General features: G+C 64.0%; 20 protein-coding genes. 8 read left to right on the top strand and 12 right to left on the bottom strand.

Going from position 1 to position 22,557, the window contains the following annotated elements; all coding sequences use genetic code 11:
• Positions 1-9 precede the first annotated feature (9 nt).
• The gene (locus Q8L25_RS12400; RefSeq protein WP_308925112.1) at positions 10-966 is read right to left on the bottom strand and encodes an aldo/keto reductase; all 957 of its coding nucleotides are present in this window, start codon (positions 964-966) and stop codon (positions 10-12) included.
• 135 nt (positions 967-1,101) lie between these two features.
• Between Q8L25_RS12400 and Q8L25_RS12395 the strand changes: the two genes are divergently transcribed.
• Together Q8L25_RS12395 and Q8L25_RS12390 are read left to right on the top strand one after the other, a co-directional pair.
• The gene (locus Q8L25_RS12395) at positions 1,102-1,980 is read left to right on the top strand and encodes a LysR family transcriptional regulator (protein WP_308925111.1); all 879 of its coding nucleotides are present in this window, start codon (positions 1,102-1,104) and stop codon (positions 1,978-1,980) included.
• Between the two features lie 61 nt (positions 1,981-2,041).
• The gene (locus Q8L25_RS12390) at positions 2,042-2,551 is read left to right on the top strand and encodes a GAF domain-containing protein (protein ID WP_308925110.1); all 510 of its coding nucleotides are present in this window, start codon (positions 2,042-2,044) and stop codon (positions 2,549-2,551) included.
• On the opposite strand, the gene Q8L25_RS12385 is transcribed toward Q8L25_RS12390, so the two are convergent.
• Positions 2,552-3,148, bottom strand: coding sequence for a class I SAM-dependent methyltransferase (locus tag Q8L25_RS12385; RefSeq protein ID WP_308925109.1), 597 nt, complete (start codon positions 3,146-3,148; stop codon positions 2,552-2,554).
• A gap of 37 nt (positions 3,149-3,185) precedes the next feature.
• Positions 3,186-4,085: a DMT family transporter gene (locus Q8L25_RS12380; protein WP_308925108.1), complete on the bottom strand. Its 900-nt coding sequence runs from the start codon at positions 4,083-4,085 to the stop codon at positions 3,186-3,188.
• A gap of 113 nt (positions 4,086-4,198) precedes the next feature.
• Here Q8L25_RS12380 and Q8L25_RS12375 point away from each other — a divergent pair, with 113 nt between their 5' ends.
• Positions 4,199-6,640, top strand: coding sequence for a hypothetical protein (locus Q8L25_RS12375; RefSeq protein ID WP_308925107.1), 2,442 nt, complete (start codon positions 4,199-4,201; stop codon positions 6,638-6,640).
• A 95-nt stretch (positions 6,641-6,735) separates the two neighbouring features.
• Here Q8L25_RS12375 and Q8L25_RS12370 read toward each other — a convergent pair whose 3' ends face one another.
• The 5 genes from Q8L25_RS12370 to Q8L25_RS12350 all read right to left on the bottom strand — a co-directional run bounded on the left by Q8L25_RS12370 (position 6,736) and on the right by Q8L25_RS12350 (position 10,244).
• Complete coding sequence (locus Q8L25_RS12370) at positions 6,736-7,038, bottom strand: hypothetical protein (protein WP_308925106.1); 303 nt, start codon at positions 7,036-7,038, stop codon at positions 6,736-6,738.
• Positions 7,039-7,100: 62 nt separating this feature from the next.
• Complete coding sequence (gene map / locus Q8L25_RS12365; RefSeq protein ID WP_308925105.1) at positions 7,101-7,904, bottom strand: type I methionyl aminopeptidase; 804 nt, start codon at positions 7,902-7,904, stop codon at positions 7,101-7,103.
• 25 nt (positions 7,905-7,929) lie between these two features.
• Positions 7,930-8,532, bottom strand: a complete 603-nt coding sequence (locus Q8L25_RS12360; protein WP_308925104.1) for a TetR/AcrR family transcriptional regulator — start codon at positions 8,530-8,532, stop codon at positions 7,930-7,932.
• Between the two features lie 77 nt (positions 8,533-8,609).
• Positions 8,610-9,851 (bottom strand): hypothetical protein, encoded by a 1,242-nt coding sequence (locus Q8L25_RS12355; protein WP_308925103.1) that lies wholly within the window; start codon positions 9,849-9,851, stop codon positions 8,610-8,612.
• 90 nt (positions 9,852-9,941) lie between these two features.
• Complete coding sequence (locus Q8L25_RS12350; protein WP_308925102.1) at positions 9,942-10,244, bottom strand: HNH endonuclease; 303 nt, start codon at positions 10,242-10,244, stop codon at positions 9,942-9,944.
• Between the two features lie 215 nt (positions 10,245-10,459).
• On the opposite strand from Q8L25_RS12350, the gene Q8L25_RS12345 reads away from it, so the two are divergent.
• Both Q8L25_RS12345 and Q8L25_RS12340 read left to right on the top strand, forming a co-directional pair.
• Positions 10,460-10,861 carry a hypothetical protein gene (locus Q8L25_RS12345; RefSeq protein ID WP_308925101.1) on the top strand — a complete coding sequence of 134 codons (402 nt, stop codon included), beginning with the start codon at positions 10,460-10,462 and terminating at the stop codon, positions 10,859-10,861.
• 232 nt (positions 10,862-11,093) lie between these two features.
• Positions 11,094-12,608, top strand: a complete 1,515-nt coding sequence (locus Q8L25_RS12340) for an AMP nucleosidase (protein WP_308925100.1) — start codon at positions 11,094-11,096, stop codon at positions 12,606-12,608.
• 4 nt (positions 12,609-12,612) lie between these two features.
• Here Q8L25_RS12340 and Q8L25_RS12335 read toward each other — a convergent pair whose 3' ends face one another.
• Together Q8L25_RS12335 and Q8L25_RS12330 are read right to left on the bottom strand one after the other, a co-directional pair.
• Entirely contained in the window at positions 12,613-13,083 is a 471-nt protein-coding gene (locus tag Q8L25_RS12335) for an RES family NAD+ phosphorylase (protein ID WP_308925099.1), read from the bottom strand.
• Positions 13,080-13,562 carry an antitoxin Xre-like helix-turn-helix domain-containing protein gene (locus Q8L25_RS12330; RefSeq protein ID WP_308925098.1) on the bottom strand — a complete coding sequence of 161 codons (483 nt, stop codon included), beginning with the start codon at positions 13,560-13,562 and terminating at the stop codon, positions 13,080-13,082. The genes Q8L25_RS12335 and Q8L25_RS12330 overlap by 4 nt, the downstream gene beginning before the upstream one ends.
• A gap of 152 nt (positions 13,563-13,714) precedes the next feature.
• On the opposite strand from Q8L25_RS12330, the gene Q8L25_RS12325 reads away from it, so the two are divergent.
• Complete coding sequence (locus Q8L25_RS12325) at positions 13,715-14,362, top strand: hypothetical protein (RefSeq protein WP_308925097.1); 648 nt, start codon at positions 13,715-13,717, stop codon at positions 14,360-14,362.
• A gap of 86 nt (positions 14,363-14,448) precedes the next feature.
• Here the strand turns inward: Q8L25_RS12325 and Q8L25_RS12320 are convergent, their stop codons facing one another.
• Together Q8L25_RS12320 and Q8L25_RS12315 are read right to left on the bottom strand one after the other, a co-directional pair.
• Entirely contained in the window at positions 14,449-14,919 is a 471-nt protein-coding gene (locus tag Q8L25_RS12320) for a DUF1854 domain-containing protein (protein WP_308925096.1), read from the bottom strand.
• Between the two features lie 2 nt (positions 14,920-14,921).
• Positions 14,922-17,195: an ABC transporter ATP-binding protein gene (locus Q8L25_RS12315; RefSeq protein ID WP_308925095.1), complete on the bottom strand. Its 2,274-nt coding sequence runs from the start codon at positions 17,193-17,195 to the stop codon at positions 14,922-14,924.
• Between the two features lie 480 nt (positions 17,196-17,675).
• On the opposite strand from Q8L25_RS12315, the gene cphA (Q8L25_RS12310) reads away from it, so the two are divergent.
• Together cphA (Q8L25_RS12310) and cphA (Q8L25_RS12305) are read left to right on the top strand one after the other, a co-directional pair.
• The gene (gene cphA / locus Q8L25_RS12310; protein ID WP_308925094.1) at positions 17,676-19,853 is read left to right on the top strand and encodes a cyanophycin synthetase; all 2,178 of its coding nucleotides are present in this window, start codon (positions 17,676-17,678) and stop codon (positions 19,851-19,853) included.
• Positions 19,854-19,932: 79 nt separating this feature from the next.
• On the top strand, positions 19,933-22,503 hold the full coding sequence (gene cphA, locus Q8L25_RS12305) for a cyanophycin synthetase (RefSeq protein ID WP_308925093.1): 2,571 nt from the start codon (positions 19,933-19,935) through the stop codon (positions 22,501-22,503).
• The last annotated feature ends 54 nt before the right edge of the window (positions 22,504-22,557 follow it).

Genomic DNA, 22,557 nt, shown 5'->3' with positions numbered 1-22,557 from the left:
GAGCAACCATCAGGCGTCCACACCCTTCATGCCCTCGTCGGTATACCGGGCGCCAAAGGCCGCGCCCGGTGGAAAAGCGTGCGCCATGGCGTCCAGCTCAGCCGGGCTCAAGCGCACCGCCAGCGCGCCGAGGTTATCGTGCAGATAAACAATCCGCTTGGTGCCGGGTATCGCGATGATATCGTCGCCCTGCGCCAGCAGCCAGGCCAGCGCCAGCTGGGCCGGCGTGCACTGTTTTTCCTGCGCCATCCGCCGCAGCGGCGCCACGATGGCCTGGTTGCGTGCCATGTTCTCAGCCGCAAAACGCGGATTGAAGCGGCGAAAGTCATTCGGCTCCAGGGCTGCCACATCATGGACAGCACCCGTCAGGAATCCGCGCCCCAGTGGGCTGTAGGCAACAAAGCTGGCGCCCACCGTGCGGCAGGCGGCCAGCACGCCCTGCTCCGGTTCACGCGTCCACAGCGAATATTCGCTTTGCACGGCAGCCACCGGCGCGATCGCGGCGGCGCGCAACAGCGTCTGCGGCCCCACTTCGCACAAGCCGATCGCGCGGATCTTGCCCTGCTGCCGCAATTGCGCCAGCGCGCCCATCGACTCCTCCAACGGCGTATCGAGGTTGATGCGGTGCAGATAAAACAGATCGATGGTGTCGACGCCGAGCCGCTGCAACGACGCCTCGCAGGCCTGGCGAATATACGCGGCAGAATTATCGACCCGGCGCGCATAGCCGCCCGGCTCGCGCGCCAGCCCGCACTTGGTGGCGACCAGCACGCGCGAGCGTTTGCCTTGCAGAAAGCGGCCCAGCAATTGTTCGTTGTGGCCAAAGCCATAGGTGTCGGCCGTATCGAACAGGGTCACGCCGGCGTCGAACGCCGCCGCCAAGGTGGCCAGCGACTGCGCCTCGTCGGTGGCGCCATAAAACTCGGACATGCCCATGCAGCCCAGGCCCAGCGCCGAAGCAGCCATTCCGCTATTGCCGATGTGTCGTACGCTTTGTGGCACGATTTGTCGCATGGTGATTCTCCAGTGATGGTTGAGTGAGACCAGTCTGGCGCGCCTTGAGCAGCGGGGGAAGGTCCGATTTCGTGATACCTTTATGGTATGAGAGCCCTCGACACCCACGCATTGACCCTGTTTTGCGCGGTCGCCCGCTGTTTGAACTTCCGCCAGGCGGCGCAGCAGCTGCACATGACGCAGCCGCCCCTGTCGCGCGCCATCAAGACGCTTGAAGACAAGCTCGGCACGCGCCTGTTCGAACGCGATACGCAAGGCGTGGCGCTGACCGATGCCGGAGCAAGCCTGCTGCCGCAGGCGCTGCGAATCCTGGCGTTACTGGACCAGGCCGAGCGCTCGCTGGCGCGCAACAGCGCGGCGCCACAGCTGCGCCTGGGCCTGACGACGTCGGTCGAGGCGGGCCTGTTCCGGCCCTGGCTGGCGCAGCTGGAAACGCGCCTGCCGGCCACCACGCTGCGCCTGCAATCGGCGCCGTCCCCTACCCTGATCACGGCTGTGCGCAAGGGCAAGCTCGACGCGGCGCTGGTGGCCCTGCCGGCCAATACCTTCGAGCTGGCGGTGCACCCCTTGCTGCGCCAGCCCATGATGGTGGCCTTGCCGTCCGGCCACGCGCTGGCGCGCAAGCGCCGCTTGCGCCTGGCCGATTTGCAGTGCTTGCCCGTGTATTGGTTCGAACGCGCGCGCCAGCCGGCATTTTTTGACCATTGCCAGCAGGTATTTGCGCGCCACGGCTACGATCCCGTATTCCTGCGCGAACCGCCGGACCATCATGTGCTGCTGGCCGAAGTGGCCGCCGGCAAGGGCGCGGCGCTGCTGGCCGACTCGTTCCGCGCGCTGCGCCTGGCCGGGGTCGCCTACCGCGCGCTGGCCGAGGGCGAGGAACTGGCGCTGCGGATCGCGCTGGTGGCGCCCAAGGAGAAATCACATCCGGCGCTGGACTTGTTGCATGCAAGGGCAAACGCCTGACCAGTACGCGATCGCGCCAGAAGCGCTACCATGTCGCCTTCCCTGTTCAAGAGCTTTCACCATGACCTTTACCATCAGCGACGCCGCCTACGGCACCGACACCCCCGCCGCCAAGCAAACCATGTATGCCGACCTGCGTTCACAGCTGCAGGGCCTGCTGGCCGGCGAAACCGACTATATCGCCAATACCGCCAACTTCAGCTCGCTGGTGTTCAACACCATGCCGGGCCTGAACTGGGCCGGTTTCTATTTCCTCAAGGGTGATGAACTGGTGCTGGGACCGTTCCAGGGCAAGCCGGCCTGCATCCGCATCAAGAAGGGCCGTGGCGTGTGCGGCACCACCGTGGTCGAAGGCAAGTCCATCGTGGTGCAGGATGTGCATGCGTTTCCCGGCCATATCGCCTGCGACGTCAATTCGCGCTCGGAACTGGTGGTGCCGATCTTCTCGAACGGCGCAGTGGTCGGCGTGTTCGACCTCGACAGCCCCCTGCCCGGCCGCTTCGACGATGTCGATGCGCAAGGCATCGAGTCGCTGGTGCGTGCGCTGGAAGCGACCATCGTCGCTGCCTGATCAGGTAGCCGACTTGACGGCGATAAACTCGCCCTTGCCGACCGGTACCAGGCATGTGGTATAGCGAGGATCATCCCGTATGCCGTCAAGAAATGGCGCCATCTCCTCATAGTGCGAGGTGGCGTTGTCGACCACCAGCACGCCGCCCGCAACCAGCACCCGGTCCAGCTGCGGCCACCACGCCTGATATTGACCGCGCGCCGAGTCGAGGAAGATAAAGTCGTGCGCGCCGTCCTGCGCCTCGCGCAGCACCTGGCCCGCGTCACCGAGTTTCTGTTCGATCAGCTGTGCCAATTGCGCCCGCGCAAAATTGGCCTGCGCCATGGCGAATTTATCCTGCGCCAGCTCCACCGTCACCACCGTGCCCTGCAGGCCCTGCGCCGCGTGCGCCAGCCACAGGGTGGAGTAACCGTTCGAGGTGCCGATTTCCAGCAGGCGCCGCGCGCCACGCGCCTGGACCAGCACCGCCAGCAACTGGCCCGTATCGCGCGTGATATTGAGCATGCGGCTGCCGCGTTCGGCGTGCGCCGCATCGTTGGCCAGGCCGAACGCTTCGAGTTCGCCCAGCAAGGTATCGAGGGTGGGATTGATGATCATGACGGCTCCTGGCAAAAAGCACCAGCATAGCAAAAAATCAAGCCGATTTGACCTTGGCGCGGCGCAGCGGTTGCTTGAGCAGTTGCACCATCAGCACGCCGAGCAGGGTGACGCCGCCGCCGATCACATCGTAGGCGTGCAGGGTTTCGCCAAGAAACAGCATGGCGATAATCACGGTGAACACCGGCAGCAGATTCATCAGGGTGGTGGCGCGGCTAGGTCCCAGCTTCGCCAGCCCGTGCATCCACAGGAACGGCGCGACGATGGAGGCGGGGATGCCGGCGAACAGCACCAGCGGCAGGCCGGCGTTGGTCACGGGCGGCGCCGACTGGCTCAGGTAATAGATGAACAGCACCGGCACCGCGCACCAGACCTGCACCAGCAGCGAGTGCCAATTATTCAGGGGAATCTTCCAGCGCTTGAGCAGCACGCCATAGCCGGCATACGACAGGCAGGCCAGCAGCATCAGCCCATCGCCGATGGCGGCGCCGTGCGCCAGCAGCGCGGCCGGGTCGCCATGGCTGAGCAGATACGCCAGCCCCAGCAGCGACACCAGGCCGCCGAACACGCCGCCGACGGTGGCCGCCTCGCCCAGCAGCAGCACCGACAGCCCGACCGCCAGCAGCGGCATCATCGACGCCAGGATGCCCATATTGGTGGCCGAGGTGGTCTGCGCGGCGATATACGCCAGGCACTGGTACATCACCATGCCCAGCATGCCCAGCACAAACAGCTTGCCCAGGTAGGGCTTGACGACGGCGCGCTGCTTCCATACCGGACGGCCGAACGCCAGCGCCAGCAGCACGCCGGCCAGCAGCCAGCGGAAAAACGAGATCGCGGCCGGATCGATCACGCCGACGGCCAGCTTGCTGACGATGGTATTGACGGCCCAGATCAGTACGGCGATCACGGGAAACACATAATGCTTGGCCTGCATGGCAACTCCTCAATTCAACAGCCCGCATTTTCGCATGCGCCGGCCGGCCGCATGGCGTCAATGCCATCAATGCTAAAATCCAAACATCTTTCTACTGAGCAAAGGATGGTCGCATGAACCCAGTGTCGGAGACGAACGGCGATGACACCGGCGGCGCCAGCGCGCCGGCCTCGCCCGCCCCCATCAACCTGGGCAAGGACGACGCACCCACCGTACTGGGCAAATTGCGCACCCTGGTGCAGGACAAGACCCGCTTCGAGCCGCAGGACATCACGCCGCTGGCCGAAGACGATGTGCTCCAGGACTTTTCACTGCAAGCCAATTACACCTTCGAGGCGCGCCTGGAACAGCGCCATATCAACGGCTATTTCACGCCGTCAGCGAGCGATCACTGCTGCGCCAGCCATGAAGTGACGCCATTCGCGCAGGGGCAGACCAAAGACCGGCTGCGCCGCGCGGCGGCCAGGCTGGGCACGGAACTGAACGGCGCCGGCCACGCCTACGACGCGATTGCCGACGGCCTGTACCTCGGTCACGCCGTCAAGCAGTGGCATCTGGACACCTGCCACAGCTGCGCCGGCCACGGCCGCGTCGATTGCACCACCTGCTACGGCAGCACCACGGAAACCTGCTGGAGCTGCCACGGCCGGCGCACCGTCAGCTGCGACGCCTACGGCTGCTACGGCAGCGGCAAGGTGTCGTGCTCGTATTGCAGCGGCAGCGGTTTCGTCACCGAACAGGTGACCGATTACGTGACGGTGGAAGTACCCACTACCATCTACGAGAACGGCAGTTCGCGCACCAGCTACCACACGGAAACGCGCACCCAGTACCGCAACGTGCAGCGCAATTGCCATCATTGCAGCTACGGCAAGGTCACGTGCAACACCTGCCACGGCAACGGCAATGTCAATTGCGGCACCTGCCGCGCCAGCGGCAGCGTCACGTGCCGCACCTGCAGCGGCGTCGGCGATTTGCGCTGCAACCCTTGCGACGGTTCCGGCAAGGTCGGCAGCGCGGCCTGGGTCGACGTGCATGTGGCGCCCGCCTACAGCGTCAGCCTGCCGAAACAGGCGCCCGACGACGCGCGCCGCATCCGCGAAAAAGAAAGCGTGCGCTCACTGGCGGCGCTTGCCGGCAGCCTGGCGCTGGCGCAAGTGAGTGTGTACGACCCGGACCTGCCGCAGGAAGTCGACGCCCTGTATGCGGGCAAGCTGCGCATCGTGCGCCTGGACGCCGCCTGCAATGGCGAGTCGCACCACCTGGTGGCCTACGGCCGCGACTTGCGCTGGCTGACGCTCGACGATATCGTGGAAAAACTGCTGCGCGGCGACCTCAAGGCGCTCAGCGACGCGCTGGCTGGCAGTCTTGATGACGGCCTGTTCTCGTCCCAGGTGAAGGGCTTGCTGACGCCGCTGCGCGACGTGGCGGCGTCCGAGCTGAACGCCGACGTGATCGAAGCGGTGCTGAGCGGCGAGACCAATCACGCCCACGCCGACGTGGTCTCGGCCGACTACGCCAGCAATGTGCGCACCTGCGTGCTGGGCGCGCTGCGCCAGGTCTACACCCGGCTGGCCAAGCAATTCTGGTGGAAAGGCGCGCTCGGCGCGCTGGCCGCCACCATCGGCGTGTGGTTCTTCTTTGGCCGCGGCATGGGCGCGTTTGCCGGCCTGCTGGCCACCGGCGCGGCCTGGCTGCTGTTCAAGCGCCAGGTCAAAAGCGTGCTGAGCGAAGCGCTGGGCGGCGACAGACAGGCCGAACGGGCCATGCTGATCGCCGGCAAGGGCGGCCGCCACCAGCTGGCCTATACCCTGGTATTGACGCCGGCCATCGTGGCGGCGCTGGGCGCCGGCTATGGCCTGCCGCTGCGCCAGCGCGCCAGCACGGCGCCGGTACCCGCCATCGCGTCGACGCCGGTGTCGCCGCATGTGGCCAGCGTGCCGCAGGACGCGAGTGCGGCGAAGGCCTTGAAACTGTATGAAAACGGCGAAAAGGCGCAAGCGCTGGCCATGCTCGACGTGCTGGTCAAGAAAGGCAATGCCGACGCCTACGGCCTGTACGGCTGGATGACACTGATGGGCGAAGGACTATCGAAAAAGCCGGGCCAGGCCGCCCCCACCACGCAGGAACGCCAGGCATGGCACGCCGACGCCAAGCCGTGGATCACGCGCGCGCTGGCGAAAAACGACAGCTACGCGCTGGCCGCCAAGGGCGTGATGCTGGCCGAAGGCTGGCAGGAGCAGCGCAACATGCCGCGCGCGCTGGAACTCTTGAAGCAGGCGGCGCAAAAGGGTAATACCGAAGCGATGCACTTGCTGGGCCTGTACAACATGATGGGCAAAAACACGCCTGTCAACCACAAGGAAGCGCGCAAATGGTTCACCATGGCCGCCGACAAGGGCAGCGCCGGCGATATCTACAACCTGGGACTGATGGACTGGGAAGGCGCCGGCCTGAAACGCCCCGACCGCGCCAGCGCCATGCAGAGGTGGAAGATTGCGGCAAGCATGGGGGAGGAACGCGCCGTCAAAGCGGTGGCGCAGGGCAAGCCTTGACGGCGTAGGTCGGATTAGCGCTTGCGCGTAATCCGACATCACCTCCGGCCGCGTTAACAATGTTGTCGGATTACGCGCTTGCACGCTAATCCGACCTACGCTGGGAATTCGGCAATATGGCGTTGAATATAGGCGTACAGCGCGTCCACTACTTGGGGCCGCTGCCGCTCGAAATTGTCGCGCGCCAGCGGCGGCAAACCCAGCTCGGTTTGCACCAGCGCATTGACGGCCTTAAAATTCATGTACCGCGCGCTGTCGAATCCTTCCCAGTCCACATACGCCAGCCATTCGGCCAGCACCACCACGCACGCCACCGGCGGCGCCAGGGCGGCAATGCGTTCCGCGCGCAGCACGCTGTCGCTGCGGATGCCGTGCTGCATCAGGACGGCTTGCGCCACCTGCTGCAGTGCATCTTCGGGTTCCGAGCGATGGCGCGCCAGCAGCCGCCCGGTCAGCGAGCTCAGGGCTGCGCGTCCGGCAACGCCGACAGGGTAAAGATTTCAAACCCGGTTTCCGTCACCGCCAGCGAATGCTCGAACTGGGCCGACAGCGAACGGTCCTTGGTGACGGTGGTCCATTTGTCGGGCAACACTTTCACCTGGTAGCTGCCGACGTTGAGCATAGGTTCGATGGTGAAGATCATGCCCGGTTCCAGCACGATGCCGGTGCCGGCGCGGCCGTAGTGCAGCACTTGCGGCGTGTCATGAAAAACCTTGCCCACGCCGTGGCCGCAGAAGTCGCGCACCGAGGAAAAACCCTGCGCTTTTGCCACCGCTTCGATGGCCGCGCCAACGTCGCCCAGGGTCGCGCCCGGCTTCACGGTGTTGATGCCGACCATCATCGCTTCATACGCGGTATTGACCAGGCGATTCGCCAGGATGGACACGGCGCCGACCTTGAAGGTACGGCTGGTGTCGCCGTGCCACTCGTTGAATTTCGGCGTGACGTCGATATTGAGGATGTCGCCCACTTTCAGGATCTTGCTCTCGGACGGGATGCCGTGCGTGACCACGTGATTGACCGAAATGCAGCTGGCGTGCTTGTAGCCGTGGTAGTCGATGGTGGCGGGAATGGCGCCCGCGGCGCGCATGAATTCCTCGCACAGGGCGTCGAGCTTGGCGGTCGAAATGCCGGGCTTGACGAACGGCGTGATGTAGTCGAGCGTGTCGGCGGCGATGCGCCCGGCGGCGCGCATGCCTTCGAACCCTTCTTCGTCGTGCAGCGGGATTTTCTTGCCGTGTTCAAGCTGGGTGGAATAGCGCATGGTGTGGGTTCTTTATTCTGATTGATTAATGTGTGGTGTGGGCGGCCCAGCCGCGCACGGCGTCGTGCGAGGCGCGCAGCATGGCGTCGACGCTGGCGGGAATGGCGCGTTCCTGGGTCAGGTAAGGCTTGACGACGGCCACCGGCGCGTCGATCAGCATGAACTTGAGCACTAGGTGATCAATGCCCGCATCGGTTTCGGCCACGTTGGGCATGGCGGCGGCGCAGCGCGTAAAACAGGCGTCGAGCGCGGCCTGTTCCTGTTCCAGCGCGGCCTGCAGTGCCGCATCGAGGCTGCCGTTGAAATCGGGGCTGTCCTCGCATTGCAGCAAGAAGCGCGCGTAGACGGGCTTGCGGCGGCACCAGTCCAGCAAGCCATGCACGCCGGCCCAGGTGTCGCCCTCGCCCCACAGGCTGGCCACTTCCTCGCGGAAGTCGCTTTTCACGCGCAGCCAGGCGCGCGCCAGGATGGCGTTGCGCGAATCGAAGCGGTGATACACCGAACCGATCGGCGCGCCCGCCTTGACCGCGATGGCGGACATCGACACGGCCGCCACGCCGCACTGGGCCGCGACCGTGATGGCGCTGTCGATAAAATGATTTTCGTTGAATTTGGCTAGTCTGACCATGCAAATAGAATACCCATTCTATTTGAATCCGTCAAGCATGCCGATATTTTGCGCCCTGCCCGGGTTCCGCTTCCGCTCTACGGTGCCCCGAGCTGCGTCGAAGCGCTGCCTTCAGGAATCATCAGGGCGAAGTCGTAGCCGTTGATCAGATTGAGCATGTCGATATCGCCCGCCGCCAGTTTGCGCAAGCCGGGCCGCAATGACCGCAGATCAAATAACGACCAGCTACCGTCGGTGGTGCCCGCACCGGCCAGCAGTTTGAAGGCGGCGCTGCCAGGTTCGATCTGTGCCGGCTGGTGTGGCTTGCCCGCTCCCGCGAATCGCAGTTGCTTGCCCTTCACCGCCAGCACGATCAGGTGCAGCGAGGTGTGGCCCTGGCCTTCGGCGCGTTCCGCCAGAAAGTTACCGACGTCACGATTGTTGAGCGGATTGAACCCCTTGTAGGCGTGATTTGCGCCGACCTTGACCACCAGCTTTTGCTCTTGCATGCCGAGCCGGGAGGCCAGGGTCCGTTTTAACAGCGCCAAACGCAGGCGGTTGGAGAGGTCGCGGTCGCCGGGCACTTTGGAGGCGCTTTTCTGATAGATCGCACGGCTCTCCAGCAGTGCATCGAGCAGGCCCAGCGCTGTTTGCTCCTTGGGGCCGGCCAGCAGCGGGCGCAGCGAAGCGAGCTCCTCGTCGGAGGCCGACAGCATCAGGTACTCCAGGGGATTGCCGGTAGCCGCCGCCTTTTGATAAGCGACAGCTTCCATTTGACGCAAGGCTTCCAGCTTCGCGCGGGCGGCCGGATTGACCGGCTGGGACAGCATCTGGGCGATCAGGTATTTGGCCGTACCAATGAATTCCTGGTCGATGCCCCAGTGCTCGAAGCGCGGTCCTGCGGCCAGTGCAAAGCCGGCCAGCATCTCCGCTTCCTGGCGCATGGCGTAGAAAGCGATGGCGTCCGGATAGGCGGCGTCGAATTGGCCGATCGCCGTGACCGCGTCGGCGCGCTTGAGCATCCCTTCGAGCGCGCTCGCCACGACCGGACCAGTTTCCGTTACCAGGGTCGTGAAACCGGCAGGCGCCAGGGCATTGAAGTAGGCGGAAGAGAACCGGGCGATCTCGGCGACACCGTGATCCTCGCCGAGGAGCACATACTGCGCCTGGCGCGACGCTTGCAGCAGCGGTGCCGCACCGGGCCCCGATAGCGTGCCTTTGTTCAGCGTGATGGCGAGCCGGTTGGCCTGGAGTTTGTCGAGGACGGCAGTATCGGCGGCGGCCGGACCGGCGTAGCCGAGCGTCAAGGCGGTGGCGAGGAAAGCGAAGCGCACGAACATGGCAGTGTGGGCCGATCAGGGCCGATCAGTGAACGAGTCGACAGTGTAACCTGTCGCCCTCACCCTGGCCGCAGCTGATGACAGCGATTTTCAGCGTGGGAATTTATACCGTACCAGCAGCGTAGGTCCCTTGCCGCCAGGCGGCGTCAGCAGTATCTCGTCACCTGGCTGCATCTCTTCATACATCACGGTGCAACAGGTTGGCATCGAATGGCCGCGCGCCGGATAAACGCCAACCTCGGTGTGCAAGTTGGCAGCACGTACGTCCACGCTGGCCTCGCCGGCCTTTTCCGCTTCTTGCAGCTGTTTGCGCAGCACGGTGACAAAGTCCCCTTTGCTGAGCCTGGCAGGTGCCTGGCTTGCTTTCGGGCGCACGGCAATATCGTTTTTCATGGCAGTTTCTTTCAGTGTATACATTCCCGCCACTATATCATTCGCCCCTGGCCTGCACTTGTCGTGCCGCCTGACAGTGGTTGTCACCATACAGGGTAGAGTGTTGCATCCGGCGGTTGAAGGCGGCTGCTCGCCAGGGGTGGTGGAGGTGCGACGTTGAACACCGATACGACTCGTTTTTTTCCGTATTGATCAGAGCTTCAGGAGACCTACCCATGGCAACATCGCAATTAGAACTTTCTCGTCCACCGCAGCAGGCGCGCGCATTGGAGCTTTGGCTACAGCATGCCGCAGGCCGCATTCTATTCGAGGATGTACGGGCTTACGCTACCGAAAAAATCGACCCGACGCTGCCGGACGAAACTCGCTTGGCTGTGCAGAAAGGAATTGATGACGCGATGTACGGCTTGATGATGGTGATTGACGGTGTGTCCGGTGTTCTCAAAAGCGGGCCTCAATCTGTCGAGCTCTCCGTGACCGCACGGCTGGTGAATCGAGAACCGCCCGCCATTGCAACCGAACTGGACTTGCGCGACGGTGATGGAATGTGCATGGGCTATCACGGGTGGCTTGACGGCGATTACGGCGACAATATTGTCGCGCTCACCGCACCCTAGACGACTGCTTTCCCATCATGGCCCAAGTCGCCAGCTCGGGCGTCCCGGGCCAAGCGGGCCTGAAAAATGTCGAGGGCAAGGCGCGGCGACGAAGACAGTACGCATGTACGGCAAGGAGCCGCAACGCCGCCATCGGCATTTTCTCGGGCCCGCGTCTCCGGCCCGCCGTTTTTAAACCTTTATGCGGTGCCTGCCTTACAATGCCATGTACCAACCCTTACAGGAGTACCGCTTGCATACGCCCGCCTTTATCGCCTCCGCCCGTTTTGACGATCCCCGCCTGGCTTTGGAACAGGTGCAAGCCATCTACCGCGCCAGCATCGACCATCTGCGCGATGCGCTGCAGCGCTTTGTCGCCGGCGAAAACATGCAGGAACGGGTACGCGGCTGCTACCCCTTCGTGCGCATCCAGACCGAGACCGTGGCGCGCGCCGACTCGCCGCTGGCCTATGGTTTCGTGGCCGGCCCCGGCGTGTTCGAAACCACCCTGACGCGCCCCGACCTGTTCGCCGACTACTATCTCGACCAGTTCACCCTGCTGCTGAAAAACCATAACAACGGCCAGAAAGTGACCCTGGAAGTGGGCGTCAGCGCCCAGCCCATTCCCGTGCATTTCTCGTTTGCCGAGCACGACCATATCGAAGGCAATATGGATGCCGGACGCCGCATGGCCATGCGCGACCTGTTCGACCTGCCCGACCTGGCGGCGATGGACGACGGCATCGCCAACGGCACGCATGAAACGGCGCATGGCGAAGCCCAGCCGCTGGCATTGTTTACCGGCCCGCGCGTCGATTACTCGCTGCAGCGCCTGCGCCACTACAGCGGCACCTCGCCGCAGCATTTCCAGAACTTCGTGTTGTTTACCAATTACCAGTTCTATATCGACGAATTCATCCGCCTGGGCCACGCCATGATGCAGCGCCCGCAGGACGCCGGCACGCCCTCGGACGACGACGGCTATATCGCCTTTGTCGAACCGGGCAATGTGGTGACGCGCCGGGTCGGCCAGTCGGTCGAGCTGGACGACGCCCTGGGCGCCGCGCCGCCGCGCCTGCCGCAGATGCCGGCCTATCACCTGCTGCGCGCCGACGGCAGCGGCATCACCATGGTCAATATCGGCGTCGGTCCGGCCAACGCGAAAACCATCACCGACCATATCGCCGTGCTGCGCCCGCATGCCTGGCTGATGCTGGGCCACTGCGCCGGCCTGCGCACCACGCAAAGCCTGGGCGACTACGTGCTGGCGCACGCCTATGTGCGCGAAGACCATGTGCTCGACGAAGACTTGCCGCTGTGGGTGCCGATCCCGCCGCTGGCCGAAATCCAGCAGGCGCTGCAGACGGCGGTGGCCGAAATCACCCAGCTGACGGGGCTGGACCTGAAACACATCATGCGCACCGGCACGGTGGCCAGCACCGACAACCGCAACTGGGAACTGCTGCCGCAGCGCACGCCCGAGCGCCGTTTCAGCCAGAGCCGCGCGATTGCGCTCGACATGGAAAGCGCCACGATCGCCGCCAACGGCTTCCGTTTCCGGGTGCCGTATGGCACTTTGCTATGCGTCAGCGACAAGCCGCTGCACGGCGAAATCAAGCTGCCCGGCATGGCGAATCATTTTTACCGTGAGCGGGTCGACCAGCATTTGCGCATCGGCATCCGCGCGGTGGAACTGCTGCGCCGCCAGGGCGTGGACCGGCTGCACAGCCGCAAGCTGCGCAGCTTTGCCGAGGTGGCGTTTCAGTAAGCGTTCAAGCAAAGAAGCGCGGATCGTACTGCCAGCGCCGCACGGTGCTGGCAGTGATCGCCGTCGCGTCAGGATGACGCGGATTGATCAGCACATTGCATTCGTCGGGCACGATCACGGAAGGTACCACCAGCAGAGCGGTCCTGCCTGCCGCGCACCAGCCATCGCCAGCCCGGCTGGCAGACATGCTGGCGGGGATGGCGTCCCAGCCGCCCGGCACGGGATCGAGCAGCTGGCGCGCCTGCCATACCGCTTCCGGTACCTCGATGCGCACCAGAAAGCGATTGAAAGGGAGCGTGCCGGCGCGCAGGTAGTGCACGGTTTCCAGGGTCGCCAGCGCAATGCTGGTGGAGCAATACACGACCGGCACGCCCTTGCTGTTCCAGCGCCCGCCCGTAAGCTTGGCACCGATGCCGCTCAGGTCATCGGCGGCATAGCCTGGCGTATCGGCGGCGATACGCCAGAGCAAACTCATGCGTAAGCTCCGCTTTCGCTCATGGCCAGCAAGGCGCCCACCATTTTTTGCCCCTCGAAGGTATCCATGTAACTGGCGGGCGTGGCGCCGGCCAGCGCGGGCAGGGGCTTGCTCAGCCAGTCAGACAGCCAGCGCGCGGCGTCAAAGCCGGCCGGATCGCCGGAGCGCTCGACCATTGCCTGCACCGAGCCGATCAGCGTCTCGATGCCGAGCACCCGCTCCGACTCGTCTTTCGACAGCAGGCCGGCGTCTTTTTCCTTGCGGCTGATGGTGGCGCGCGACAGCCCCAGGCTGGACAGCAGGAGCTCCTTGCTCATGCCCATGCGCGCCGACAAGCGGCCGATGGTCGCCGCCGGGATGCCCTGGCGTATCAGCGCAATGCGTTCGTGCGGATCACCGCCATGCGGCGCCGTGCCTTCATACAGAACCCGCGCTTGTCTGGCTGCCAGTGAATGATCTGTTTGCTTGGGATGTGCCATGATCGTCTCCTTCAAGACATCAGAATAGGTTGAATGAGACAAAATACAAGGTACGCGCCGAGAAAAATGACAAGGGACTTCTCGCCTGCTGTCATGGTCACACATTGCGCACTTTGCCAAGGTTGCTTTTCGGTAAAGCTTGCGTATCATGAATGCGGACCGCCCGGTCCGCCATTTATCTCACGGAAAATAATGAATCTATTTCAAAGCGCCAGTATCGCCCTGGCATTCGGTCTGTCGATGCCGGCATTCGCGCAAACCGTCTCCACGCCCATCTACAGCTTGCTGCGCCCCTCGTGGAAATCGATGCGAACGGCAATGACATCTGCGGAGTGGATGCCATCACCGCAGTGATCATCAACAAGAAACTTGAAACATATAATTTCCAGTTCTATGTCGCAGCCTCGACGCTGCTGGGCCACGTCAATGCAGGTGCACCGACCACGCCGCCTGACAATGCAAAACAGGCAGGAGCACAAAAAAAATTACCCCGCCCTACCGGATTCTGGATCAAGAAAAAGGATGACGCCGAAGTACTGCGCATGCGGAACATCGAGGCGTCCAGCAAGCCCGGGCAGCTCCATGGCACGGCCGATCTGGTACCGGCTACCCGGCAGTTATGGAATCTGATCAATGGCGAGGAAACGCAGTTGTCCATTGAATACCCGAACCAGCGCAGCCAGAATACCATCCAGTTTTCGGAAAAACTGTCGGATGAAGATTATGACGCCATGCTGGCCTGCATGAAAAAGCTGACGGTATCGGTTCACAAGGTCCATGAGGCCAACAAGACACGATAAAAAAGGCTCTCTCTCAGGATGACATGGTCGTAAAAATGGCGCCTTGTATCCATATACAAGGCGCCATTTTTGTCTGTAACATCGCCTTACAGAAAACGGTCGAGGATTTTTCTCGTGTGCTTGTCGATGGTGAACATGTCGCGGATCAAAAATTGTATCCCGTGGTTGTCGGCGATCAGCAGCGAGGTGGCGCCGATGCGGCGGATATCCTCTTCGCCCTTGAGCACGAACTCGGTTTCGCCGCGGTCCGTATCGACAAACCAGGTGCACGGCGTGGCAAAGCTCGACACGCTTTTCACGCGCGCGATTTCGGGCATGAATTCGCGCCCTTCCAGTTCCTCCTTCAGCAAGCCGCGCTGCGGTTCGGGCAGCTCGTCGAGATGATCGATCCACGCCACTTCCTTGCCGTCGCCCTGCACCAGTGAAATGCCTTCGTCGGGCGCCTGGATCGGAAACGCGCGCACCGGCGCCACGCCGACATGCTGCTGGCCGTCTTCGGCGGTCATCACCAGCTTGCCATACGGGTCGCGGCGCAGGGTAAAAGTCGTGCTGGCCATGTTTATTCCTTCTCTTCCAATACCATTTCGGCGGCGTTGCGCGCCTGCGCTTCATACAGGCGGTAATACGCGCCCTCTTTCGCCATCAGTTCGTCATGGCTGCCCACTTCCACCACCTGGCCGCGGTCGAGCACCACCAGGCGGTCGGCGCGGTGCAGGGTCGACAACCGGTGCGCGATCGCGATCGTGGTGCGGCCCTGCACCAGGTTGTCGAGCGCCTTCTGGATTTCCTTCTCGGTTTCCGAGTCGACCGACGAGGTGGCCTCATCCATGATCAGGATGCGCGGATCGATCAACAGGGCGCGCGCGATCGAGATGCGCTGGCGCTCGCCGCCCGACAGGCCCTGGCCCCGTTCGCCAACCATCGAATCGTAGCCCTGCGGCAGGCGCAGGATGAATTCGTGGGCATGCGCGGCGCGCGCGGCGGCGATGATGTCCTGGCGCGTGGCATGCGGCTTGCCATAGGCGATGTTCTCGGCGATGGTGCCGAAGAACAGGAACGGCTCCTGCAGCACCAGGCCGATATTGCGGCGATAGTCGGAGACGGCGAACGAGCGGATATCGACGCCGTCGAGCAGGATCGCACCTTCCGACACATCGTAGAAACGGCAGATCAGGTTGACCAGGGTGCTTTTGCCCGAACCGCTGTGGCCGACCAGGCCGATCATTTCGCCGGCCTTGATGTTCAGGGTGATGCCGCGGTTGACGGCCCGGTTGCCGTAGCGAAAACCGACTTCGCGCAGGTCGATCCGGCCTTCGATCTTGTCCAGCTTGACCGGTTGGGCAGGCTCGGGCACGCTCGATACATGGTCGAGGATGTCGAAGATGCGCTTGGCGGCCGAGGCCGACTTTTGCGTCACCGACACGATGCGGCTCATGGAATCGAGGCGGCCGTAGAAGCGGGTGCTGTAGGCGATAAAGGCGGTCAGCACGCCGACGGTGATTTCGCCGCGCGACAATTGCCAGATGCCGAAGCACCAGATCACCAGCAAGCCCATTTCGGTCAGGAACGACACCGTCGGCGAAAACAGCGACCACACCTTGTTCAGTTTGTCATTGACGGCCAGGTTGTGCGCATTGGCGTCGCGAAAGCGCGCCGCTTCGCGGTGTTCCTGGGCAAACGCCTTCACCACGCGGATGCCGGGAATGGTATCGGCCAGCACATTGGTCACTTCGCTCCACACGCGGTCGATCTTTTCAAAGCCGGTGCGCAGGCGGTCGCGCACCAGGTGGATCATCCAGGCGATGAACGGCAGCGGCGCCAGGGTCATGATGGCCAGCCACGGGTTCATCGACCACAGGATGGCGCCGGTCATGATGATCATCAGCACGTCGGACGCGAAGTCCAGCAGATGCAGCGACAGGAACACGCAGATGCGGTCGCTGCCGCTGCCGATGCGCGCCATCAGGTCGCCGGTGCGCTTGCCGCCGAAGAATTCGAGGGACAACTTCATCAGGTGTTCATAGGTGGCCGAACGCAGGTCGGCGCCCATGCGCTCGGACACCAGCGCCAGCACATAGGTCTTGCCCCAGCCCAGCAGCCAGGCCAGCAGGGCCGAACCGAGCAGGCCGCCCATGTAATACACCACCAGCCAGGGGTCGATCTGCTGCCCGTTCTGGTACGGGATCAGCACATTGTCCATCAGCGGCGCCGTCAGGTAGGGCGGAATCATGTGCGCGGCGGTGCTCAGCAGCATCAGCAGGAAACCGAGCGCCAGCTGGCCACGGTAAGGGTGGGCGAAGCGCCACAGGCGGAACAGGGTCCAGGTCGACGGCGGCGTATGCAGCACCTTGGCGCAGATCGGGCATTCTTCCTGGTCCGGCGCCAACGGCGCCTTGCAGCTGGGGCACACTTCCTGCTCGGCTGCCAGAATGGGCTGGCCCGTCAGGTGGCTGTCGAGGCGCTCGACGAACTGTTCCAGCACGCGGATGGCGTGCAGGTTCTGGCCCAGCGTGAAGCGCCACGACGCCAGGCGGCCATGGTCGTCGAACAGTTCCAGGTGGCCGACGCCGGCGTGATCGTGGTGCGCCAGGCGCAGGCCGGGGCGGTACGACCAGTGTTTCCACTCGGTTTCGCCGGGCGCGCGCGCCAGCAGGCGCTTCTCGGTGACAACGATTATGCCTTTTGTGAAACGTAATCGCGCGTCGAGGTCAACCTCCACGCTACTTAAAACGTTCTCCCCGGTAAGCAGGTTCTTTTCCACCTGCGCCAGCCAGTGGTCAGGCAGCGCGGTGGCGGGGGTGGGTACTGCAGGAACTATCAGTTCAGTTGTCATCGTAAAGCATGCTCCGGCTCATGGCCTGGCCCTCGAAGGGCGGATTTGGGGGGATGGACGCTGCCTATCCTGGGGTGTGCAGCGGGACGGCGGCCGCCAGATATACCAGTGGCAATTTCCTGTATTGTATCGAATGGATGCCTGCAGGTAAGGCATGGATGACTAAACTGATCAGGAAGGGCCAGGTGGATGCTGCGCTTTTGCAACGCCAGGCTGAAGTATACAACAACACGCCGTTGCGCAAATGCTGCAAGTTGCGGGGCAAGGCAGGGGGAAAGTAGCATTCAAGGCAACGATTGGTAACAATTAGAAACGTAACTCCAGCAGAATAGTAGAAGCAAACGCGACAAGAGCCCCCTAAAAGTGGCACACTGCGCATACCCGGGATAAAGAACCAAGCACGAGCCTGAAAAGTCTCTGTAGAGCCACCTAAAGTATCTGGCGCCCAGACGCCTGGCTTGTTATCAAGAAACCACTTACATGATCAAGAAGAAGAACATCGAATTTGTCCGCGTCACCCATCTGCGCGGCCCCAACATCTGGACCTACCGTCCGGTGATCGAGGCCTGGGTCGATATCGGCGAACTGGAAGATTACCCCTCCAACACCCTGCCCGGCCTGTATGAGCGGCTCGTTGCATGGCTGCCCGGCATGATCGAGCACCGCTGCGGCGTCGGCGAGCGGGGCGGCTTTTTCGAGCGCCTGCGCGAAGGCACCTGGTCGGCCCACATCCTCGAGCACGTGGTGCTGGAACTGCAAAACCTGGCCGGCATGCGCACCGGCTTCGGCCAGACGCGTTCGACCAGCCAGCGCGGCGTCTATAAAATGGCTTTCCGCACGCGCGAGGAACAGGTCGGCCGCGCCTGCCTGGAAACCGCCCGCGACATGCTGATGGCCGCCATCAACGACACCTCATTCGACCTGGAAGCGGCGCTGGCGCCGCTGCGCGAGATGGTCGATGCGCGCTGCCTGGGCCCGAGCACGGCCAATATCGTCGACGCCGCCACCGAGCGCCGCATCCCGTCGCTGCGCCTGAACGACGGCAACCTGGTGCAACTGGGCCATGGCGCCGCGCAGCGCCGCATCTGGACCGCCGAAACCGACCGCACCAGCGCGATCGCCGAAGGCATCGCCAGCGACAAGGATCTGACCAAGTCGCTGCTCAAGTCGTGCGGCGTGCCCGTGCCCGAAGGCAGCCTGGTGCGCAGCGCCGAAGCGGCATGGGAAGAAGCGCAGGATATCGGCGTGCCGGTGGTGGTCAAGCCGTATGACGGCAACCATGGCCGCGGCGTGTCGCTGAACCTGATGACCGAAAGCGACGTGAAGGCCGCGTATGAACTGGCCGCCACGCAAAGCGACAGCTCGGCCGTGATCGTCGAAAGCTTCATTACCGGCGACGAACACCGCTTGCTGGTGGTCGGCAACAAGCTGGTCGCCGCCGCCAAGGGCGAATCGCTGTGGGTCGATGGCGATGGCGCCTCCACCATCCTGCAACTGGTCAACACGCAGATCAATACCGATCCGCGCCGCGGCGAAGGCGAAGATTTCCCGCTCGGCACTGTCCGGCCGCATGAATCGGGCGAGATCGTGCTGGAACTGCGGCGCCAGGGCATGACGGCCGATTCCGTGCCGCAAGCGGGCCAGAAAGTGCTGATCCAGCCGAACGGCAATGTCGCCATCGACGTGACCGACGACGTCCACCCATCGGTGGCGCATGCGGTGCTGCTGGCCGCGCGCGTGGTCGGCCTCGATATCGCCGGCATCGACCTGGTGGCGAAAGACATCACGCGTCCGCTCGAAGAACAGCGCGGCGCCATCATCGAAGTCAATGCCAGCCCGGGCCTGCTGGCCCATATCAAGCCGGGTGTCGGCAAGCCGCGCGCGGTCGGCGCGGCGATCGTCGAGCATCTGTTCGAACCTGGCGAAACGGGCCGCATTCCGCTGATCGGCGTGACCGGCACGCGCGGCGCCAGCCTGATCGTGCGCATGCTGTGCAAACTGCTCAACCTGTCCGGCCTGCATACCGGCGCCGTCTGCGGCGAAGGCATGTTCCTCGACCAGCGCCGCGTGGTCAGCACCAATTGCGTGAACTGGGACGCGGGCCAGCGCCTGCTGCTCAACCGCACCGTGCAGACGGCCCTGTTCGAAAGCAATCCGCGCATGATCCTGGCCGAAGGCCTGGCGTACGACCGCTGCCAGATCGGCATCGTCACCGACACCGGCAGCCTCGATGACATCAAGGATTTCGACGTGCTCGACGAGGTCGGCCTGTACAAGGCCGTGCGCAGCCAGGTCGACGTGGTGCTGCCGACCGGCGTGGCGGTGCTGAACGCCGCCGAACCACTGGTGCTGGAAATGGCCGCACTGTGCGACGGCAGCGTGACCCTGTACGCCCAGGATGGTGATTTGCCCGGCATCGCCGCCCACCTGGCCGAAGGAAAACGCGCCGCGTTCGTGCGCGGCAACCATATCGTGCTGGCCGAGGGCGGCATCGAAACCGTGCTGCTGTGCCTGGACCTGCTGAAACCGGCCACCGCCGGCAACGTCGACAGCGTGCTGGCGGCCGTCGCCGCGGCCTGGTCGCTGGAACTGTCCACCGACCTGATCTGCGCGGGATTGCGCACGTTTGACGCGGCGCCGGGCAGCATCGGCAACTGAACGGTTGCCAAACCCGGCAAGGCACAGAACAAGCCCGGCGCAAGCCGGGCCCACAAGAACACAAGGAATACGGTTAATTATGGAAGTATCTCGCGTACGGGCCCTGCGTGGCCCCAACCTCTGGAGCCACGACACCGCCGTGGAAGCCATCGTTTCCTGCACTACGCAGGAACTCGACATCGCCCAGCTGCCTGGATTCGAAGCGCGCCTGCGCAATATCTTTCCGCATCTGAGCCCGCTGCAACCGCTGGGCAACTACAACGCCGCGCCGATGGCGCAGGTGCTCGAACTGGTGGCGCTGGGCCTGCAGGCGCAAGCCGGCTGCCCGGTCACCTTCAGCCGCACCACGCCGACCCTGGAAACGGGCATCTTCCAGGTGGTGGTCGAATATTCGGAAGAAGCGGTCGGCCGCCTGGCGCTGGAACTGGCGCAGCAGCTGTGCCTGGCCGCGCTGGAAGACCGGCCTTTCGACGTTGCCGGCGCCCTGCTGCAGCTGCAGGAACTCGATGAAGACGTGCGCCTGGGGCCGTCGACCGGCGCCATCGTCAACGCGGCGCTGGCCCGCAATATTCCGTTTCGCCGCCTGACCGAAGGCAGCCTGGTCACGTTTGGCTGGGGCAGCAAACAACGCAAGATCCAGGCCGCCGAAATGGACGGCACCAGCGCAATTGCCGAAGCGATCGCGCAGGACAAGGAACTGACCAAAAAGCTGCTGGACTCGGCCGGCGTGCCGGTGCCGCAAGGCCGCGTGGTGCTCGACGCCGACGACGCCTGGGCCGCCGCCTGCGAGATCGGCCTGCCGGTGGTCGTCAAACCGAAGGACGGCAACCAGGGCAAGGGCGTCACCGTCAATGTCACCACGCGCGAACAGCTGACGGCCGGCTTTATCGCGGCGCAGGAATTTCGCGACGATATCCTGGTCGAACGCTACTTGCCGGGCCACGATTACCGCCTGCTGGTGATCGGTAACAAAATGGTGGCGGCGGCGCGCCGCGACCCGCCGCAAGTGGTCGGCGATGGCCGCCACACGGTGCGCGAACTGGTCGACCAGGTCAACCTCGATCCGCGCCGCGGCAGTGGCCACGCCACCTCGCTGACGAAGATCCGCTTCGACGATATCGCCCTGGCCAGCCTGTCCAAGCAGGGCTATGTGGCCGACTCGGTGCCGCCGGTGGGCCAGCGCGTGATCCTGCGCAATAACGCCAACCTGTCGACGGGCGGCTCGGCCACCGACGTCACCATCGACGTGCATCCGGAAGTGGCGGCGCGCGCCGTCGCCGCCGCGCACATGGTGGGGCTGGATATCTGCGGCGTCGACGTGGTCGCCGACAGCGTGCTGAAACCGCTGGAAGAACAGAATGCAGGCATCGTCGAAGTGAACGCCGCGCCGGGCCTGCGCATGCACCTGGCGCCCTCGTTCGGCAGGCCGCGTCCGGTCGGCGAGGCGATCATCGCCGCCATGTTCGCCGACGGCGACGACGGTCGTATTCCCGTGGTGGCAGTGACCGGCACCAACGGCAAGACCACCACCGTGCGCCTGATCGCCCATCTGTTGACGGCGTCGGGCCTGCGCACCGGCATGACCAATACCGACGGCGTCTACATCGAAGGACGCCAGATCGACAGCGGCGACTGCAGCGGCCCGCGCAGCGCGCGCAATGTGCTGCTGCACCCGGACGTCGATGCGGCCGTGTTCGAAACAGCGCGCGGCGGCATGCTGCGCGAAGGCCTGGCCTTCGACCGCTGCCAGGTGGCCGTGGTGACCAATATCGGCGCCGGCGACCACCTGGGCCTGAACTACATCACCACCGTGGAAGACCTGGCGGTATTGAAACGCGTGATCGTGCAGAACGTGGCCGACAGCGGCGTGGCGGTGCTCAATGCAACCGATCCGGCGGTGGTGCGCATGGCGAAGAACTGCAGCGGCAGCGTGACCTTCTTTGCGGCCGACAAATCGCATCCCGTGATGGCCACCCACCGCGCCCAGGGCAACCGCGTGGTCTACGTGGAAGACGGCAAGCTGGTGGCGGCGCAAGGCAAGGCGCGCCATGAAATTGCACTGTTGCAAGTGCCGATCACGCGCAACGGTGCGATCGGCTTCCAGGTGGAAAACGCCATGGCCTCGGTGGCCGCCGCCTGGGCCGTCGGCCTGGACTGGACCACCATCGCGCTGGGCCTGAAAACCTTTGCCAACGAAGCCGACAATGCGCCGGGCCGCTTCAATGTGTTCGACTACAAGGGTGCGACCCTGATCGCCGACTACGGCCATAACCCGGACGCCATCCTGGCGCTGGTGCAGGCGGTGGAAAGCATGCCGGCCAAGCGCCGCTCGGTGGTGATCAGCGGCGCCGGCGACCGCCGCGACGAAGACATCCGCCAGCAGACGGAAATCCTCGGCGCCGCGTTCGACGACGTGCTGCTGTACCAGGATCAATGCCAGCGCGGCCGCGCCGACGGCGAAGTGGTGGCCCTGCTGCGCCAGGGTCTCGACGGCGCCAGGCGCACCAGCCATATCGATGAAATCAACGGCGAGTTCGTGGCCATCGATACGGCCCTGGCGCGCTTGGGCGAAGGCGACCTGTGCCTGATCCTGATCGACCAGGTGGAAGAAGCGCTGGCGCATATCGCCAAACGCGTGGCCGAAGCGTAAGCGGCTCACTGCGATGAAGAGGCGGCGCCGATGCGCCGCCTTTTTTTCGTCCGG

The organism is Janthinobacterium sp. J1-1, assembly GCF_030944405.1.
Lineage (GTDB): Bacteria > Pseudomonadota > Gammaproteobacteria > Burkholderiales > Burkholderiaceae_D > Janthinobacterium.
Note: the sequence above shows the minus strand (reverse complement) of the source record. Positions and strands in the feature narration are given on the sequence as shown.

Excerpts from the sequence above, each read along its gene's own strand:
- Q8L25_RS12400 (WP_308925112.1), bottom strand. The coding sequence starts at position 966 with ATGGCTGCTTCGGCGCTGGGCCTGGGCTGCATGGGCATGTCCGAGTTT.
- Q8L25_RS12395 (WP_308925111.1), top strand. The coding sequence starts at position 1,102 with ATGAGAGCCCTCGACACCCACGCATTGACCCTGTTTTGCGCGGTCGCC.
- Q8L25_RS12390 (WP_308925110.1), top strand. The coding sequence starts at position 2,042 with ATGACCTTTACCATCAGCGACGCCGCCTACGGCACCGACACCCCCGCC.
- Q8L25_RS12385 (WP_308925109.1), bottom strand. The coding sequence starts at position 3,148 with ATGATCATCAATCCCACCCTCGATACCTTGCTGGGCGAACTCGAAGCG.
- Q8L25_RS12380 (WP_308925108.1), bottom strand. The coding sequence starts at position 4,085 with ATGCAGGCCAAGCATTATGTGTTTCCCGTGATCGCCGTACTGATCTGG.
- Q8L25_RS12375 (WP_308925107.1), top strand. The coding sequence starts at position 4,199 with ATGAACCCAGTGTCGGAGACGAACGGCGATGACACCGGCGGCGCCAGC.
- map (WP_308925105.1), bottom strand. The coding sequence starts at position 7,904 with ATGCGCTATTCCACCCAGCTTGAACACGGCAAGAAAATCCCGCTGCAC.
- Q8L25_RS12360 (WP_308925104.1), bottom strand. The coding sequence starts at position 8,532 with ATGGTCAGACTAGCCAAATTCAACGAAAATCATTTTATCGACAGCGCC.
- Q8L25_RS12355 (WP_308925103.1), bottom strand. The coding sequence starts at position 9,851 with ATGTTCGTGCGCTTCGCTTTCCTCGCCACCGCCTTGACGCTCGGCTAC.
- Q8L25_RS12350 (WP_308925102.1), bottom strand. The coding sequence starts at position 10,244 with ATGAAAAACGATATTGCCGTGCGCCCGAAAGCAAGCCAGGCACCTGCC.
- Q8L25_RS12345 (WP_308925101.1), top strand. The coding sequence starts at position 10,460 with ATGGCAACATCGCAATTAGAACTTTCTCGTCCACCGCAGCAGGCGCGC.
- Q8L25_RS12335 (WP_308925099.1), bottom strand. The coding sequence starts at position 13,083 with ATGAGTTTGCTCTGGCGTATCGCCGCCGATACGCCAGGCTATGCCGCC.
- Q8L25_RS12330 (WP_308925098.1), bottom strand. The coding sequence starts at position 13,562 with ATGGCACATCCCAAGCAAACAGATCATTCACTGGCAGCCAGACAAGCG.
- Q8L25_RS12325 (WP_308925097.1), top strand. The coding sequence starts at position 13,715 with ATGCGGACCGCCCGGTCCGCCATTTATCTCACGGAAAATAATGAATCT.
- Q8L25_RS12320 (WP_308925096.1), bottom strand. The coding sequence starts at position 14,919 with ATGGCCAGCACGACTTTTACCCTGCGCCGCGACCCGTATGGCAAGCTG.
- Q8L25_RS12315 (WP_308925095.1), bottom strand. The coding sequence starts at position 17,195 with ATGACAACTGAACTGATAGTTCCTGCAGTACCCACCCCCGCCACCGCG.
- cphA (WP_308925094.1), top strand. The coding sequence starts at position 17,676 with ATGATCAAGAAGAAGAACATCGAATTTGTCCGCGTCACCCATCTGCGC.
- cphA (WP_308925093.1), top strand. The coding sequence starts at position 19,933 with ATGGAAGTATCTCGCGTACGGGCCCTGCGTGGCCCCAACCTCTGGAGC.